A 17,003-nucleotide genomic window follows, 5' to 3' on the forward strand; every position below is an offset into this window, starting at 1 on the left:
TCGGACACGTGAGACGGACTCGCACCCCGCCAGAAAGGGACTCCGCATGCTGCACGACCGATGGCCCGGCGAGGACGCTGCCTCCCTCACCCCCGGCTTCTGGGCTGCAGCCTGCTACGCGCGGGAACGCGTCACCCCCGCCTCCGCCCCGTCGGTTCCCGACAATCCCGACCTGGCGGCGGCCCGGCTCGCCGACTGGCGGGCGCTGGCGCCGTTCCGGGGCTCGGGGGAAGGATTCTCCGACGCACTCCGCCCGGTCGGCGTGACCGAACCGGTGCTCCACAGACTCCTCGGGGAGGACCCCGAGGCGCTTGCCGCCCGGCTGCCCGGCCGCCCGGCATGGGCGGACCGCCTGCGCTCTGCCGACCTCACCCCCGCTCAGTCCGGCACCGAGCCGCTGCCCGGCCTCCTGCGCGTCGCCGAACCCTTGGTCCGGCGGGCCCGGGACCGGCTGCGCTTGTCCCTGCACCGCCTCGGCCCCTTCCCGGCGGAACTCGACGGGCTGTGCGAAGCCCTGCTCGCGAGCGTGCCGGTCGCCCGGCTGGCCGTGCTGCTGAAACCCACCATGATCCTCGAAATCAACGTGGCGCGCGTCCAGGGCGGACTCGCCTCCGGAAGGACCGGCGAGGAGCGCTACAACCTCTTCGTCGACGCGCTCACCACGCCCGAGGAGCAACACCGCCTGTGGTCGGAGTACCCGGTGCTGGCCCGGTGCGTGGTCGAACTGCTCGACGACTGGGTGGCGGACCGTACGCGCTTCGCCCGGCATCTGCGCGACGACCTCGCCGAGTTGTGCGACACCCTGTGGTCCGGTGCGCGGCCCGGCGGCGTCGCGGCGGTCCGTTTCGGCCACGGTGACGTCCACCGCAGGGGCAGGTCGGTGTGCCGGGTCGACTTCCACGGCGTACCGTCGGTGTTCTACAAGCCACGCTCACTCGCGGTGGACGAGCAGTTCGCCGCACTCCTGCACCGCTTCAACGAGGACAGCCCGCACGCCCTGCGCTCCCCGCGCACCTCGACCCGCGCGGACCACGGCTGGGCGGAGCACGTGACGCCGCGGGCCTGCACGAGCCGGCAGGACGTCGCCCGCTTCTACTGGCGCACCGGCGCACTGCTCGCCCTGGTGCACGCGCTGCGCGGAACCGACTTCCACCACGAGAACCTCATCGCGGCCGGCGAGCATCCGGTACTCGTCGACCTCGAAGCGCTGCTGCACCCCGGCGCCCCGGAGCGAGCGCCGCGGCGCAGCGGGAGCGGTGGGGTCGAGCCGGACGAGCCGGCCCTGGCCGCCCTGAACGAGTCGGTGCGGGCCACCGCGCTGCTGCCGTCCAAGGTGGTGCTGGACGCGGCGGCGGGCGTGTCCGCCGCCGACTACAGCGGACTGAACGGCTCCCAGGGCCAGCCGTCCGCCGTCCCGGTTCCCGTCGAGAAGAACGCCGGGACCGACGAGGTGCACATCGTGTGGGAACACATCCGCACGGAGGGCGGGGAGAACCGCCCGCGCATGCCCGACGGTACGTACTGCCACCCCGCGGACCACGCCCCTGACGTGCTGGCGGGATTCCGCTGCGCGTACGACTGGATCGTCGCCCGGCGCGCGGAACTCCTCGCCCCCGGCGGCCTGATCGCCGGTTTCGCCGGCACACCGGTGCGCTTCTTGCCCAGGGCGAGCTTCGTCTACGCCAAGGTGGTCACCCAGAGCATGCATCCGGACTTCCTGCGGGACGCGTTGGACCGGGAGCGCAGCACCGCCCGGCTGTGCGCCGGAAGATACGCCGGATCGGCGGGCGCAGCGGTCGTGCGCGCCGAGATGGACGCGGTACTGCGCGGGGACATCCCGCTGTTCCAGGCCCTGCCCGGGGCGCGGAAGCTGATGCTCGACGACGGCCGCTCGGTACCCGGGTTCTTCGACGAACCGGTGCTCACAGCGGTGCGCGGCCGTATCGAGGCCATGGGCCCCGAAGACCAGGCGCTCCAGGAGCGGATCATCGCCGGTTCGTTCGTCGGCAGAGTGGACGTCGGCTTGTTGGAGAAGCCGCCCTCCGCGGCCTCGCGGCACGGTCGGCGGCGGACCCGTACCGCCGGCGCCGGGGAACTCGTCGATGCCGCAACGGCGATCGGCGACCGGGTACGCAGGCTCGCCATCGTCCGGGACGGGAGAGTCGGGTGGATCGCGCCCAAGGACGTGGCGTACGGGGTCTGGGACCTGGCCGCACTCGACGAGGACCTCTACTCCGGACTCTCCGGGATCGGTCTCTACCTCGCGCGCCTGGGCCACCTCAGCGGCCACCGGCGCTTCACCTCGCTGGCATCGGACATCGCCGACGAGGTGGTCCGCAGGGTCCACACGCGGGCGGCGGCCGCGGCCCGACGACCCGCGGGCAGCGGAACCCCCGCGGACATCGGGGCATTCGGCGCCTGGATGGGGCCGCTGTACTTCCTGGCGCACCTCGACCGCTTGCTCGGCGGCACAGCTCATGTGGCCGCGGTACGCGAGCCGCTGCTGTCCGCCGTGGAACGCGACCTGGGCAGGACGAAGACCTTTGACGTCGTGGCGGGTTCGGCGGGCTGCGCGCTGGTTCTGCTCACTCTGATCGACGCCGGACTCGACAGCGACGGCCGGGCGGCGGACCTGGCCCGGCGCGCCGCCCGGCACCTGGTCACCGGTGCCGTTCCGGGTGGCACCGGGCGAGGTCTGGCCTGGGAGCACCACCAGATCGGCAGCAGTCGGCCGCTCACGGGCTTCGCCCATGGAACGGCGGGCATCGTGACCGCACTGGCCCGACTGCACCCCTTCGTACCCGAGGAGGGATGCGCCGCCGCGGTGACCGGTGGACTGGCCTACGAGAAGGAGGCGTTCGACGCCGAGGCCGGGAACTGGCCCGACTTCCGCTCCGACGCGCCGTCGCCGTTTCGCTCACTGTGGTGCCATGGTGCCGCGGGAATCGGCATGTCCCGCCTTGATCTGCTCGGCCGGACGGCGACGACCGGCCGGGAGGAAGAGCTGGCCGCCGACGCCATGGCGGCGCTACGACCCGGCGACTCCGGTGCCGGCACGCTGCGCCTCACCGGTCGCGGCAGCGACAGCATGTGCCACGGGGACCTGGGAAACCTCGAACTCCTCCTGCTGGCCGAACAGAGCGGCCGGGTCGAGCCCGGCCACCTGGCGCGGTCGCTCGGGGAGAAGCTGGATGCCGCGGCGGAGACCGACTGGGTGTGCGGTTCGCCGTCCCGGAGCGAGGCCCCCGGCCTGATGACCGGCCTCTCGGGCGTGGGGCACCAACTGCTGCGCTTCGCCTGCCCGGAGCAGGTGCCCTCCGTCTTGCTGCTGCACCCGCCGGGGGCGTGAACGGATCGGGTCAGGCAGTCAGGCTGCCAGGCAGTCAGGCCCCTGCCTGTCCCGGCGCGCCCGATGCCTGTCCTTCCTCTTCCTACTCTCCCTCCTGTCCGTGCCGGGCTGCGAAGTCCGTGAACCGCTCCAACGCGGAACCGAGGTCGGCCGGTCCGCAGCGGAGATGGCAGACGGAGCCGTCCGACCATGCCTGAATCCAGGAATCCCCCTCGGCGACCTCGGTCCGGTCCAGGGTGACTCCGTTGAGTCCGGTCTCTTCGAGATCGACCTCAACGGACCAGCCGGGATTGTCCAGCGTCTCGATGCGGATGCCGAACCCGTTGAATCGAAGGACATGTCGAGCACGCCGACGGACCCAGTGTTCACCACTGCGGCGGGGTCCGGCACAACTCGTAGGACACTCAAGCACCTTGGCCTCGCCGTCATGCGCCCCAGGCGCCGCTCCCGTCGCGGAGTTACCGCCGTGACACCGTCGCCGGGCATAATTGGGTGACCATGCCGGGCCGCGGCGTGTGCCGGCATCGCGGTGCGGAGGGTGCGCCGGGCGGTGCCGGGACCAGGCGCGGCGGCGGACCGGCGGTGCGGCAGGCGGCGCTCCTGGGCGCGGGCGAGGGCGTTGCCACGCGTTGCCATCGGTGAACGTGCGAACGAACGTCCGCACGGCGCATTTCTCTGGGGGGACGGTGGAGAGCGGAGCCCGTCGGCAGAAGCCGACCTACGACGCGTTCATCAGCTACAACACCAAGGACGGGGCCGTGGTGCACCGCCTCGCCGAGATGCTGCACGAGGAGGGCTTCCACGTCTTCCTCGACGACTGGAGCCTGGTGGCGGGAGAGCCCTGGCACGAGCGCCAGAACGAGGCATTGGCCAACAGCCCCTGCTGTCTTGCGATGTGGGGCCCGCACGGCCTGGGGCCGTGGCACAACGAGGAGGTGCGGCTCGCGGTCGAGGCCCGGGTCAGTGGCCGCTCCATGCGGGTGATCCCCGTGCTGCTCCCGAACAGCCCGGATGCGGCCCTGGAGCATCCGGACTTCCTGGACCGGTACACCTATTGCGACTTCCGCGACGGGCTGGACCAACCCCGTTCGTTCACCCGGCTCTGCGCCGGGATCCGCGGCGAGGCACCCGGACCACCGGAACCGCGGGCCGCGACGCCACCGGGCGGATCGACCGACGCGGCGTATCGGTCGGAGTTCAACACCCCTGCCAAAGGCTGGCGGAGGAGCTCTGTCGTGACGGCGGCCCGCGCCGCGGCGACGCCGGGCGGGCCCCCGGTGGTGCTGTGCGGACTGCCCGGCATCGGCAAGACACATGCGCTGTGCGACACCGCGGACGACCTCCGCGCCGGCCGGACCGTCCTCGCCCTGTCCGCGGGAGGGACCGTGGCCGCCGAGCCCCGCTTCCTGGTGGACGGGGTCAACGACTGGCTGGACAGGGCGTTCGACCGCGGGTTGGCCGGTGAGGACCTGTACCCGCGTGACTGGCCGGACGCGCTCGCCGCCCTACTGGCGTGCGTCGCGGACGAACCGCTCCTGGTGCTGTTGGACAACCTCGGCACGGACCGTGTCGGACGGACCATTCTGAGCGCCTTCGCCGGACTCCGCGACTGCCTCGTCCTGGCCACCGCCCAGGAGCACTTCGCGGACACCACCGACGTCCTGCACGTAGTGGTGCCGCCGATGTCCCACGCCGAAGGCACCGACTTCATCGCGCATGTGGCGCGGAGCACCAACCTCCCGGTGGACCCGGCCGAGCTGGCGCGGCAACTGCCGGGTGACGTGCTCTCGCACCCCCTCGCCCTGCGCACGTTCCTGGCACACACCGCCTACGTGCCCGCACCTCTGCTCATCCGCCCCGACCTCCCCTCCGATGTCCTCTCCGCACGGAAACTCGTGGCAACGGCAGTGGCCCGGCTTCCGGCCGTACACCGCAAGGCCCTCGCGTACGCCGCGGTGCTCGACCGCGTACCCCTGGCGGATCTCCTCTCGGCGGGGATGGCTCTTCCACCGTGGTTCACCGCGTCGTTGACCGATCTGGGGCCGCGCTGCCTCGTCGTCCAAGTCGCCGGCGGCATCGAGGTGCCCCAGCTCGTGACGCAGGCCCTGGACGATGTGGACCCGTCGGCCCGCCGGTCCGCCCTGCACGACATCTTCGCCGAACTGGCGGACCTGGCGGCCGAGGCGGAGAACGAAGCGCTGGGGGCGCTGGCGGGTGTGCTGGCGCCGGTAGCCCTGGTGTCGGTGGAGACGGATGAATGGCGCGCACTTCGCGACGCCGTCCCCGACCGGCTGCTGGACCGGCTCAACTCACGCGGTTTCTGGAAGGAGTACGTCCTGCTCACCAAGGCAGTCATCGAGGCGGTCGACGGCCTCGGGGACGATGCGGACCGGGTCCGCCTGCGGGTCCGGCTGTCCCGCAAGATCGCCCAGCTCGGCGACACCAGGTCCGCTTGGCAGTTGGCGCGCGAGTGCGAGTCGATCCCGGGGGCCCTCGACTCACCCGGGCTGCGCGCGGAGCTGGCGGGCCAGCGGGCCTTCCTCTCCTACTTGCAGGAGGACGACCGTTCGACCTTGCACGAGCTGGGTGTCTGTGTCGACCTGCGGACCCGCACGGGCGATGCCGCGGGCCTGCTGATCGCCCACAAGCTGGAAGGCAACGTCCATCTGCGGCGCGGGAGGTACCAGGAGGCCGCCGAGGCCTATCGCACCGCTCTGGCCGTGGGTGGCGAGACGGCTGACGCCCGGCACCGTCTCGACACGGAGGCGAGCCTGGGGATGTGCGAGGCGCGCCTCGGCTCGCCCTCCTCGGCCATGCGGCGTCTGAAGGGCGCGGTGGACGAGATGCGCGCCCTGTCCTTGACCATCGACCTGCCCCGTGCGCTGCACGGCCTCGCCCTCGTGTACGAGCGGCTGGGGCTGCCGGCGCGGGCCCTGGAAGCGGTGCGCCAGGCTGCCGCAACACCGGCCCGCGACCCCGCGGTGCGCAAGGCGGTCGACCGGATGCTGTGGCGCTTGGAGAACCTACGGCCGGTGACCCGGTTCGCGGTGGACGAAGGGAAGGCAGAGGGCGATCCGCGGTGCTAGGACGAAAGACTCCGGCACGGGTGATGAGGTCGGCGCTCCGTGCCAGCGGCCTGCCGGGCTATCTGCGGAAACTGTTCGCACAGGCCGCCCCCGGACGGATGAGCAAGCGGACCGGGGAGCTGCTGCGCGGCCACCTGGTGCTGCTGGTGCACGCCTCACGGTCGGACGATTCGGTGCTGGATGCCGGGGACGCCTTCGGTGAACTGCGCAGCCGCTGGGCCGTCGAGGGCGGGAACACCGCCGACCTGCTGAAGCTCGTCAGAATGGTGGACTACCGTGCTCAGGCGCTGCACGCGCCCGTGGCCGGTGAGCCGGGGGAGGAGACCGGCCCCGCCGCTCTCGCCCAGTTCTGGGCGACGAGCGGTCACGACATCGAGGAGCTGTCCGGGTTCCTGGCCGATGTCGACCAGGAGGCCGCTGATTGGCTTCCGGGGTGAGCGGCACGACGGCGTTGACGACGCTCGCCGAACTGCTCGAGTACTCCCGCCGGCACGTCCCCCACTACCAGTCGCTGGTTCCGCCGGGCCCGGTGACCGGGGAGAACGCGGTCGCGGTGCTGCGTCGCCTGCCGCTGCTGCGCCGTGCGGCCGTCCGGAGCGAGCGCCCGCGCCTGTGGTCGGCAGAGGGGGACGCCCGCCGGTGGCGGCGGGTGCACACCACCGGAACGACCGGTGCGCCCCTGGAGGTCGTCGTCGACGACGCGGCCCAGCACGCGGAACGTGCCGCCCTGCTCCGGCATGCTCGGCGTCACCTCGGTGGGCACAGCGCTCTGGCGATCACGCATCTGACGCTGCACCTGGCGTCGACCTCCCGCGCGTCGGTCCCACCGGACCTGCCCGACGTCGCGCTGGTGAAGTGGAACCTCAGCCGTGCCTGGCAGTTGCCGGACGATGAATTCCGTTCCGTGCTGGGGGAGCTGCGCGGGAAGGTGATCACCGTGATGCCGAGCGTCATGGCGGCCCTGTGCGATCGCCTGGGGCCGTCGAGCGGGATCGCGCCGCGGTTGGTCGTCCTGTCCGGTGAGCAGTTCACCGCGGGCCTGCGGGAACGCATCCAGGAGACGTTCGAGTGCCCGGTCACCGCCCTCTACACACTCGCCGAGGCCGGCATCGTCGCGCACGAGTGCGGGGAGAGCGGGACGTACCACGTAGAGGAGACGGGTGCCTTCCTGGAGGTGGTGGGAGAAAGGGGGGATCCGCTGCCGCCCGGGGTCGCCGGCGACGTCGCGGTGACGCCGCTGGTGAATCGCGCCATGCCGCTGCTGCGCTACGTCAACGGGGACAAGGGCGTCTGGGTCGACGGTCCGTGCGGCTGCCGGCGGCCCGGTCCGCGGCTGGAGCTTCTCGCCGCCCGGACACAGCACGCCCTGGTGACCGGGCCGAACGGCCATGGGGTGCGGAGGGCCGATCTGGCCAAGCTCTCCAGACAACTCGACCTCAGCGTCTCGCGGATCGCTCGGGACGGCGACGAGGTCGTGGTGGAACACCATGACCCGCACCCCGCCACGGACCTCCAACGGACCGTGCTCGCCGCGGCGTTGCGTGCGTTTCTGGGAGCCGACCTGACCGTCCGGACCCTTCGGACCGCCAGCGCGCCCTCCGCCGCGGGCCCTCCCGCGGATCCGGGCCCCGTCCGGCCCGCGTTCCTGCCACCGGGGGACATCGCGGCCTGGGCCCGCGGCGTGCTGCGCGGCCGGCCCGGCGTCCAGGCCGCCGTCCTCACCGGCTCGACGCTCGACCCGGCGGCCGTCAGTCGCTTCAGCGACATCGACGTCACGGTCGTCATCGACGACGACCCCTGCCAGGAGCAGTGGTACGCACTGGCCGCGGCGATGAACCGGCACCTCGCCACCCTGCGCGTGAACGTCACCGAGGCGGCCGGGCTGGCGCGGTCCCCGCTGGTCGCCTGTCGCCTGCTGGCGGAACACCGTCCCGTGGTCGGAACGCTGGCGGAGGCAGGGGTGACCTGGCCGACCACCGAGGCTCTGGCCAACGAGGCCCGGTTCTGGGCACAGAACGCCGAGAGCGTGCTGTGGACCCGGCTGACCGCAGCCGATCGGCAGCGCACGGACCCGGTGCGGGACGCCTGGCTCGCTTCCCGCTTCTGCCTCGACGCACTGCGCTACCGGTTGCTGTGCGAGGGCGTGCGGGTGACGGCGGCCCGTCATGTCCTCCTGTGGGCGCCGGAGTTCGGGGTGCCGGACGCGACGGGCATCCGGCGTGCCTTCGCCGTGGGGCGCGAGCACCACCCGCCACCCGCGCCCGGATCGCCGGAGGCGGACGGGTTCCTACGGGCCGCCCTGGCCTGTGTGCGATGGCTGGGCCGGTCTCTGTGACCCCGTCCGACGGCACACGGCCGGCACGACGGCCAGGACACCGGACCACCGAGGAGGAGGGAGCCATCCGGCGACCCTTCGCTCCCGGATCACCGCACGATACCGTCGTCGGGTCGGGACCGAGGCGGCTCGGCAGGGGGGATGTACGAGGTGAGCGCGAGCGCGGCTGACGGTGCCGGTCAGGATGCCCCGGAGCAGCAGAGCGGGGTGTCCGGCACCCCACGGGTATCGGGCGGTGTGCACAACACCGTCTCGGGCGGGGTCTTCTACGGTCCGGTGATCCAGGGCGGGCAGGTGACCATCACGGCCCCGCAACGGCCGGCGGGCGCGCCCTCCGGCGGATTTCCGCCGCCGTCGTCGGTTCACATCGGCCACGAGGCGGAACTGGCCTCTCTGGTGGCCGCTCTGGACCCGGCCGGCCGTCCTTCCGGACCCGCCGCCTGCCTGGTCACCGGGCCGGGCGGGGTGGGCAAGAGCGAGCTGCTGCTCCAGGCCGCCCACACCGTGCACCGGCAACGGCGATTCCCCGGAGGCGTCGTCTTCGTCGATCTCCAAGGGCACGCGTCGGGCACGCCCCCGCTTCCACCAGGGGAGGCCCTCGGGCGCCTGCTCCACCAGCTCGGCGTCCCGGAGCAGGCGATCCCGGCGCACACCGAGGACCGGGCCGCCGCCTACCGCAGGCACCTGGCAGAGCAGCCCGTGCTCGTACTGCTGGACAACGCGCACGACAGTGACCAGGTGCACTCGATGCTCCCGCCGCCCGGTGGGAGCAGGGCGGTGGTGTCGAGCAGACGGCTGCTCCCCGCGCTGGACGACGCCCACCGCATCGCCCTCGACGTCCTGCCACCCGACGCCGCGGTCCGGTTGCTGGTCGAGGTGTCCGGGCACCCCGGTGCCGGGGCGGGCGATCCGGCCGCGGCGGAGCTGATGCGGCACGCCGAACGGATCGCCCAGCGATGCGGAGGACTGCCGCTGGCGCTGCGCATCGCGGCTGCCCGGGTACGCGGAAAGCAGCCGGCGGCCTTCGCCGACCTGGCCACATGGCTGGCGGACGAGCAGAGCAGGCTGTACGAACTCGACGACGGGGAGCGCCGGATGACCTCCGTGCTGGCGGTCTCGTACCGGGACCTCGACCAGGACCAGCAGCGGCTGTTCGCGCTGTGCGGCGTCACCCCCGGCCCCCGATGGGGAATCCACGCCGCCGCCGCTCTCATGGGCCTTCCGCCGGCCCGGGTCCGCCGCCTGCTGGAGGGCCTGTGCGGCGCCCACATGATGCAGGAGGAAGAGCGAGGGCGCTATCGGATGCACGGGCTGGTCCACGACTACGCCCGAGAGAGGGCCGGGGAGGATCTGGCACCCTCCGGGCGGGCAGCCGCCGTTGACCGACTGGTCGATCACTACCTGGCCACCGCGGACCGCGCCGACCGCGTGCTGTCGCCCCACCGCTACCGCCTTCAGGACGAGCTGGGACTCCCGTCCGGCATCACCCCGGAGCTCCCGTCCCGGAGCGCTGCCCTCTCCTGGCTGTCCACCGAATGCGACAACCTCGTGGGCATCTGCCGGGCCGCTGCCGAGTCCACGGCGCCGGAGCGCAGTTGGTTGCTCGCCGACGCGCTGCGCGGGTACTTCTTCCTCGCCAAGGCGTGGGCACCGTGGGAGGGCACCCACCGAGTGGCGCTCGCTGCCGCCGAGCGGGCCGGCGCACACCGCGAGCAGGGCATCCTGCACAACAGCCTGGGGCTGGCGCTACTGGAACAGCGCGACCTGACGCGTGCCGCCACGCACTATTCGGCCGCCGCACGCCACTTCGAGACCGCGGGGGACGCGCACGGAAGCGCGAACGCGATAGAGAACCATGCGTGGGTACGGCACTACTCCGAGGACTACGCCGGGGCTCTGGACGAACACCTTCAGGCGCTACGGCAGTACGAGCTGCTGGGGGCGGAGCGGAACCGCGCCATCACCTTGCGGGGCATGTCGCTGGCCGAGATGGAACTCGGTCGTACCACGGACGCCATCGAGCATCTGCGCGAGGCCGGGCGGATCTTCGACGAACGGGATCTGCACCTGGACGCGGCGATGACGCTCAACGGGCTGGGCGAGGCGTATGCCAAGGCCGGTGATCTGAGGGCGGCCCGGTTGCATCTGCTGCGGGCCCTGCGCCTGAGCCGGTCCTGCGGCAGCACGTACGAGGAGGCCCGGGCACGCCGTGGCCTGGGCTCGGTCAGCAGGGCCGTCTCACCGCGGCTCGCCGTGCACCACTGGGAGCGCGCCCTGCACCACTACACCGAACTGGGGTCGCCCGAGGCGGAGACCGTGCGCGCCCTGATCGCGGAGGTACGCGCATAGCGCCGACCTTTGTCGGTAGCCGAGTTGGCGGTTCCTGATGGGTTTCCGGTCTCCTGTGCGGCGCTCGGCGGCGCGGGAGACGGCTGTCGTGACTTGCCCGGTGTTCCGTGTTCGGTGCCTGGGGGCCGATGCCGGGGGTTCGATGCCTGGCGTTGGGTGTCTGGGGTTCGGGCCCGCGCCTTCGTCGGGTGTCGGCCGGGTGCCTGGGTGGGATGCCAGTCGCGCCCCGTCCGTCCATCCCCTCCCCAAGAGGTAATGAAATAGTAAAACCCCTGGTATGGTCGGAAATTCACCAAGTGATCCGGCTGAAGGATTCTGCATGACCACGCCCGTCTCCCCGGACGGTCCCGCGCCCGCGGACCCGCGGTCGCCGGACCGCGACCCGTGGGCCCCGCCGACCACCGAGGGCGCCGCGCAGCCCGCGTCGCCGTACCCGCCGCCGGTGTGGGTCCGGCCGCCGGGCAACGGCATGCCCATCGCCGCCCTGGTGCTCGGTCTGGTGGGCATCGGCCTCGGCCTGTTCGTCGTCCTGTTCTGGGTGTCCTGGCTGCCGGCCGCGCTGGCCGTGGTGTTCGGCTGCGTCGGACTGAGTCAGGTGCACAGCGGCCGGGCCACCAAGAAGGCCATGGCGCTGAGCGGCGTCATCATGGGCGTCATCGGTCTGCTCCTGGCCGTGGCCACTGCGGTGTTCACCGTCGTGCTGGTCAAGGGGGCGGTCGACGAAGCCCGCAAGGAGGTCAAGGAGGCCACCGACGAGGCCAGCGCGAAGGCCAAGGCGGCCGAGGACGCGGCGGCTGCCGCCGAGAAGGCCCGGCACCTGACCTTCGGCCGGTCGTACACCTTCGGCAACGGTCTCAAGGTCACGGTCGCCAAGCCGGAGCCGTTCGTCCCGGACGCCTTCGCCAACGGCCACGCCAAGGGCAACAAGGCCGTCGAGGTCACCGTCACTGTGGTCAACACCGGTAGCAAGCGGGTCTCCGTCGAGACCGGGCTGCCCGACGTCAACGACGCGGACGGTGCGTCGGCGGAGTTGGTGATCGACGGGAGCGGGCGGCAGAAGGTGCTCACCGGCTACGTCCTCCCCGGCAAGGAGGCCGTCGGCAGATACGCGTTCTCCCTGCCGCCCGACGCCGCCGACGCGATGGAGGTCGAGTTCAGCCCGGACGCCATGCGGTGGGAGGACGCCTACTGGAGCGGCCCGACCTCCTGACGGCCTCGCCCTCGCCCTCGCGCTACGCCGACGGGGACGCAGGCCCGGAGCTGCCGGCGCCGTACGGGCCGTGGTCGAGGATGCCCTGGGCGCGGGCGGCGGTGAGCCAGCTGGGGAACTCCCCGAGCAGCCGGTCGTAGAGTTCGGCGTCCGGCAGGGAGCGGGGTTGGGTGCCGGCGGGGAAGAACCCGGCGTTGTCGACGATGCGGCGGCCGGGGACCGGGAGTTCGTCCAGCCGACGGAGGAAGTCGAACTCCCGGTGTTCGGGATCGCCGAAGCCGATGAACTGCCAGAACAGCGGCAGTCGGGCCGCCTTGCACAGCCACTTCTCGGCAGCGGTCCGGCTGGTGGGTCCACCGTCGGTCTGGAACACCACCAGCGCCGGGGCGGTTGCCCCGGAAGCGAGGTAGTGGTCGAGTACGGCGTCCATCCCGGCCTCGTAGTGGGTGCGCCCCATGTGCCCCGACTGCTCGTGGAAGGCGGCCACGCGCCCTCGGTAGTGGTCCAGGCTGAGCTCGTGCACTCCGTCGACGTCGGTGGAGAAGAACACCAGCGGGACGACCGCGTCATCGTCGAGGTGCGCGGAGACGGCCAGCACCTGTTCGGCCAGGTGCTGCATCGTGCCGTCCTTGTAGTACGGGCGCATCGAACCCGACCGGTCCAGCACCAGGTACACCGCGGCCCGCTGCCCCTCCAACCCGTGCTTGCGCAGGCTGACTCCGGCCTGCTTGTAGAGGTTCACCAGCGGCGGCGCGGTCTGCTGCACCTTCTCCAGACCCAGTGGACTCAGTGGACTCGGCGCACTCAGCGGACTCAGCGGACTCATTGATCGGGCTCCTTTCCCTTTCGGGAGCCTACGCACCCGGTGACGTCGGAGCCGCCGCGGTGCGTCGCGCGCAGCGCTCCGGCCACCGTTCCCCGAGGCTCGGCCGATCGTGACCGAGACCGGGACCGAGACTCCGCCGGTTACCGGCGCGGTATGGCCGAGAAGGTGAAGCCGTGCTCGATCGCGGGGTAGGCCAAGTCGTCCTGGAGGGACAAACTGCCTTCTGATTCCGCCGAGTACCAGTAGTTGAGCGACTTCTTCAGTGTCGCGAGGACGCCGGCCTCCTCCTCCATGGCCTTTGTGCCGCAGGTGCGCCGCGTCGTCAGGACGGGGTCGTGGAAGGAGACGTGGACGCCGGCGAACGCGGCTTCGGCGGTGAAGTCGTTGCGCCTGGCCTGGGCGAGTGTGATGTCGTCGCCCAGGCGGTTCTTGACGTGCAGCTTGGTGTAGCCGCCGGGACGCTCCGTGGAGGGCGAGACCTCGCCGCCGAAGACCGCCTTCACCTTCTTCTCGAAGTCCGCCAGCGGTGGTGTGCGGGCCACGTCGTCCGGATGGCACGGCCCCGGCCCACCCTCCGGCACAGCGGGCGGCAGGGACGGCGCGGGGAGGGGAGCCGCCGCCTCGCCCAGTGTCAGGCGGGTGGCCGTCACCTCGGACTTCGCGTGGAACGGTGTGCAGCCGTAACTGCCCGATGCCGTCCCGTCGTCGTCCATGGCGATCCATGGCCGGGCCTCGGACGGCAGCGTCTCCTCATGGCCACCGATCGTGACCGCCTGGATCATCCAGACCCCTCCCGACAGCAGCCCGCCCGCCCCCGCCGGCCGCTGCTTCGCGGGTGGGGCGGAGGCCGTGGTGCCCTCCGACGCACCGCCGTCCCTTCCGCCGCGCGGGGCCGCCGAGCCACCGCACGCGGACAGCGCGAGGAGTGCGGTCACGGTGGCGGTGACGGAGACGAGCAGGAATCTTCGGGCCAACTGCATGGAGATCAGGACGCAAGATCCGTATGAGGGGTTCCGGTTGCCTTCGGCGCGGCGGCCAGCATCTCTTCGACGGCCCGCTCCAGAACGGCGGCCCTCTGCGCCGGGGCGCTCCTCTTGACCTGGGCGTTCACCCGCTGGGCCAGTTCGGTGGTCGGGAGGAGCCCCACCAGGAGGACCGGCAACAGCAGGCGCCGGGCGAGGAGTTCGTCGTCCGAGGTGATCCGCGGTCGCCGCACGACCGAGACGTTGACCCGGACGGCGTGTTCGTTGCCGGGCCGGACGCCGGGCCGATCCGTCTCGATCGCGGCATAGCGGAAGCCGTGCGCCCGGTCGCAGTCGGCGCAACCCACCGGACCGCGACTCAGCCGATCACCGCAGGCGGAGCAGACCAGCCTGTCGAGCGCGGCGTCCACCAACCGCCAGTCGTGGCGGTCGGGTTCCGCCACCACCATCTCCGCAAGCGCCACCTCCTGGTCGCCGCGGTCGCTCCCGTCCGCGCCACCGAGGTTCCACTCGTGCAGAAAGGCGGACCACTCACCTTCCACGATGCCGTCCACCAGCGCACGGCAGGCCGTACAGTCCGGGGCTCCGCCGTACTCGTATCCGCCGCACTCCGCACAGCGCCGCAAGGCCGCCCCCACCGCAGGTCTGGCCATGCGCCCTCCTCCGTCGCTGCCGGTGCGGCACATCGGACGACCGGCGATCCACCTCGTATCGAGCCCGAGCCCGAGCCCGAGCCCGAGCCCGGTGATTTTCCCGCGACGGGACGGGGTCGGGGAAATGAATTACGGCGGCGGTGCCTGCCTACTGCGCTGCTCCGGTGGCGGAGGCGCCGTCCGTCGGCACGGCCGCGGGCGGTACGAGTGCGGCCGGGACGGGCGGGCGCGGAAGGCGGCGGGCGAGGGGGAGGGCGATGGCGCCGAGGACGAATCCGTAGCAGGCCACGAGACCGTGCCCGTTCTCCTGGGCGAGCCACATCGCGAGCCCGGCCGCGGGCACGCCGACCGCCGGCAGCCGTTCCTTGGTTTGGGTGCCGGTCAGGAGCAGGGCCGCCGCGAGGGTGGCGGCCAGGAAGTACGTAGCGCCGGAACTGCCCGCGAAGTTGCGGGGATCGGTGCTGGGCGCCGTCTCACCGAACAGCGCGTCGATCTGCTGGGGCAGCAGAATGCCGCCGGCGAACAGCAGCAGCATGAGCGGGCCGCGCCAGAACCACTGCGCCAGCGCGGCGATCACCGCCAGGGTGGCGATGTTCCAGACGCCTCCGAACAGCCCGCCGTTCTGCATGAACACCGAGGTCACCACGCGCCACCAGCCGGTCTTGCGCGGATCGCCGTCCAGGGCGTCCATTGCTCCGGACCACGTCAGCTGGAGGACCACCGCGCCGACCGCCACGGCGGTGAGGGCGATCGCCACCCAGGGCACCGGTCGGCGGCGCATGGTGTCTTCGCCGACCAGGAGCAGGCCGCACTTGAACATCAGCACCAGCAGTGCCGCGGTCGTCAGATTGAAGATGATGGCGTCCACGTAGCTCTTCCCCCGTTGAAAAGACCCTGGTCACAGGTCGGCGCTCACCGTAGTCCAGGGAGCGTCCGTACGGTGAAGATACTGGGAGAGGGCTCAGGGTTCCGTTCCGGGGCCGCCCGCGGCGCACCCGGGCGAGCGCGCCGCGGCCGAGGGGGAGCGGCTTGCTCCGCTGCTGCCGGAGCCGGACGGGCGCGGTCGGCCGTGGCGCGGTCACCGGCCGGTGGCCGACGGGATTCTGTGGTGGTTGCGGGCAGCGCACCGGCGTTGCGCGCTGCTTCGGCCGCCTCGGATCGGCGGTGCCCGTCCGCCGCCCGGCGCCGTGCGTCAGGGCAGCATGATGACCTTGCCGAACTTCCCCGGACCGGCCAGCCGGGCGTAGGCGTCGGGGTATCGGGCCAGTTGGAAGGCCGCGTCGACGGGGACCCGCAGTCGGCCCTCGGCCAGCAGCGGGACGACGTTGGTGCGCACCGTGGCCGCGAGGAGCGCCTTCTCCGCGTGGGAGCGGCCGCGAATGGTGGTGCCGATCAGCTGGGCGCGGGCAAGCATCAGGTCGAACATGCGCAAGGGGGCGATGGACCCGCCCTGGACCCCCACGACGAGGATCCTCCCGCGGGCGCGGAGCAGTTCGACCCGCCGTAGGCAGTCCTCCCCGCCGACCAGTTCGACGACGACGTCGTACGGAGCCCCCGCGCCCTCCTCGCCGGGGACCACCACCTCCACGGTGCCACCGGTGGGGGCGAGTTCCCGCACCCGGTCGTGCAGTTCGGGCCGGCGCACACTCGCCACGACATGGGCGCCGGAAGCGGCGGCCACCTGCACCATCGCCGTACCGACTCCGCCCGCGGCGCCGGTGACCAGAACCCGGTCGCCGGCGCGAACCCCCGCTTGGCCGACCAGCGCGTCCCAGGCGGTGCTGAACGCCTCCGGGAAACCCGCGGCCTCCCGCCAGGACAACCCCACCGGGATCGGAAGGAGCAGGTCGGCGGGGACCACGATCCGTTCGGCGTGGCCACCGCCACCCACCAGGGCCATGACCCGGTCGCCGACGCCCAGTCCCGTGACCCCCGCGCCGACCTGCTCGACCTCACCGGCGATCTCCAGCCCGGGGATGTCGGCCGGCCAGCCTGGTGGCGCCGGGTAGTCGCCCCGGGCCTGTTGGAGGTCGGCCGCGTTGAGTCCCGCGGCGTGGATCCGTACTGCCACCAGGCCGGGTCCGGCCACCGGATCGGCGCGCTGTTCGAGCCGGAACGTGCCCCTGCCGTCGATCACCACTGCTCGCATGGCCGCGAATCTACTCTCCTGCCCCGGCAGGGCAGTTGGGCGCACGAACCCTCCGAGCCGCAG

Annotated in this window: 12 protein-coding genes; 6 read left to right on the forward strand and 6 right to left on the reverse strand. The window is 72.2% G+C overall.

Translation table 11 applies throughout. The features are described from left to right. Positions 1-46: 46 nt before the first annotated feature. Entirely contained in the window at positions 47-3,349 is a 3,303-nt protein-coding gene (locus CG747_RS05300) for a type 2 lanthipeptide synthetase LanM family protein (protein WP_100600420.1), read from the forward strand. An 82-nt stretch (positions 3,350-3,431) separates the two neighbouring features. Here CG747_RS05300 and CG747_RS50910 read toward each other — a convergent pair whose 3' ends face one another. Beyond that, positions 3,432-4,013, reverse strand: a complete 582-nt coding sequence (locus CG747_RS50910; protein ID WP_100600535.1) for an Imm53 family immunity protein — start codon at positions 4,011-4,013, stop codon at positions 3,432-3,434. Positions 4,014-4,035: 22 nt separating this feature from the next. Between CG747_RS50910 and CG747_RS05310 the strand changes: the two genes are divergently transcribed. The 5 genes from CG747_RS05310 (at position 4,036) to CG747_RS05330 (ending at position 12,329) form a co-directional block, all read left to right on the forward strand. Continuing rightward, positions 4,036-6,435, forward strand: a complete 2,400-nt coding sequence (locus CG747_RS05310; RefSeq protein WP_180985393.1) for a toll/interleukin-1 receptor domain-containing protein — start codon at positions 4,036-4,038, stop codon at positions 6,433-6,435. A gap of 23 nt (positions 6,436-6,458) precedes the next feature. Next, positions 6,459-6,872, forward strand: a complete 414-nt coding sequence (locus tag CG747_RS05315) for a hypothetical protein (protein ID WP_100600422.1) — start codon at positions 6,459-6,461, stop codon at positions 6,870-6,872. After that, positions 6,869-8,770: an AMP-binding protein gene (locus tag CG747_RS05320; RefSeq protein ID WP_100600423.1), complete on the forward strand. Its 1,902-nt coding sequence runs from the start codon at positions 6,869-6,871 to the stop codon at positions 8,768-8,770. Before CG747_RS05315 ends, CG747_RS05320 begins: the two co-directional genes overlap by 4 nt. Before the next feature lie 150 nt (positions 8,771-8,920). Continuing rightward, a complete protein-coding gene (locus tag CG747_RS05325; RefSeq protein WP_180985394.1) occupies positions 8,921-11,119 on the forward strand; it encodes a tetratricopeptide repeat protein in 2,199 nt (732 codons plus the stop codon). A gap of 319 nt (positions 11,120-11,438) precedes the next feature. Then, a complete protein-coding gene (locus CG747_RS05330; RefSeq protein ID WP_100600425.1) occupies positions 11,439-12,329 on the forward strand; it encodes a DUF4190 domain-containing protein in 891 nt (296 codons plus the stop codon). A gap of 22 nt (positions 12,330-12,351) precedes the next feature. Here CG747_RS05330 and CG747_RS05335 read toward each other — a convergent pair whose 3' ends face one another. The 5 genes from CG747_RS05335 to CG747_RS05360 all read right to left on the reverse strand — a co-directional run bounded on the left by CG747_RS05335 (position 12,352) and on the right by CG747_RS05360 (position 16,940). Next, entirely contained in the window at positions 12,352-13,155 is an 804-nt protein-coding gene (locus CG747_RS05335; protein ID WP_257980227.1) for a VWA domain-containing protein, read from the reverse strand. 140 nt (positions 13,156-13,295) lie between these two features. Continuing rightward, a complete protein-coding gene (locus CG747_RS05340) occupies positions 13,296-14,135 on the reverse strand; it encodes an META domain-containing protein (protein WP_100600426.1) in 840 nt (279 codons plus the stop codon). Positions 14,136-14,140: 5 nt separating this feature from the next. Further along, entirely contained in the window at positions 14,141-14,791 is a 651-nt protein-coding gene (locus tag CG747_RS05345) for a hypothetical protein (RefSeq protein ID WP_100600427.1), read from the reverse strand. A 148-nt stretch (positions 14,792-14,939) separates the two neighbouring features. Further along, positions 14,940-15,659, reverse strand: a complete 720-nt coding sequence (locus CG747_RS05350; protein WP_257980228.1) for a hypothetical protein — start codon at positions 15,657-15,659, stop codon at positions 14,940-14,942. A gap of 324 nt (positions 15,660-15,983) precedes the next feature. Next, positions 15,984-16,940: an alcohol dehydrogenase catalytic domain-containing protein gene (locus tag CG747_RS05360; protein WP_100600428.1), complete on the reverse strand. Its 957-nt coding sequence runs from the start codon at positions 16,938-16,940 to the stop codon at positions 15,984-15,986. Positions 16,941-17,003: the final 63 nt, after the last annotated feature.

Origin of the sequence: Streptomyces sp. CB02959 (genome assembly GCF_002803155.1) — a bacterium.
In the GTDB taxonomy this organism is placed as follows: Bacteria; Actinomycetota; Actinomycetes; order Streptomycetales; family Streptomycetaceae; genus Streptomyces.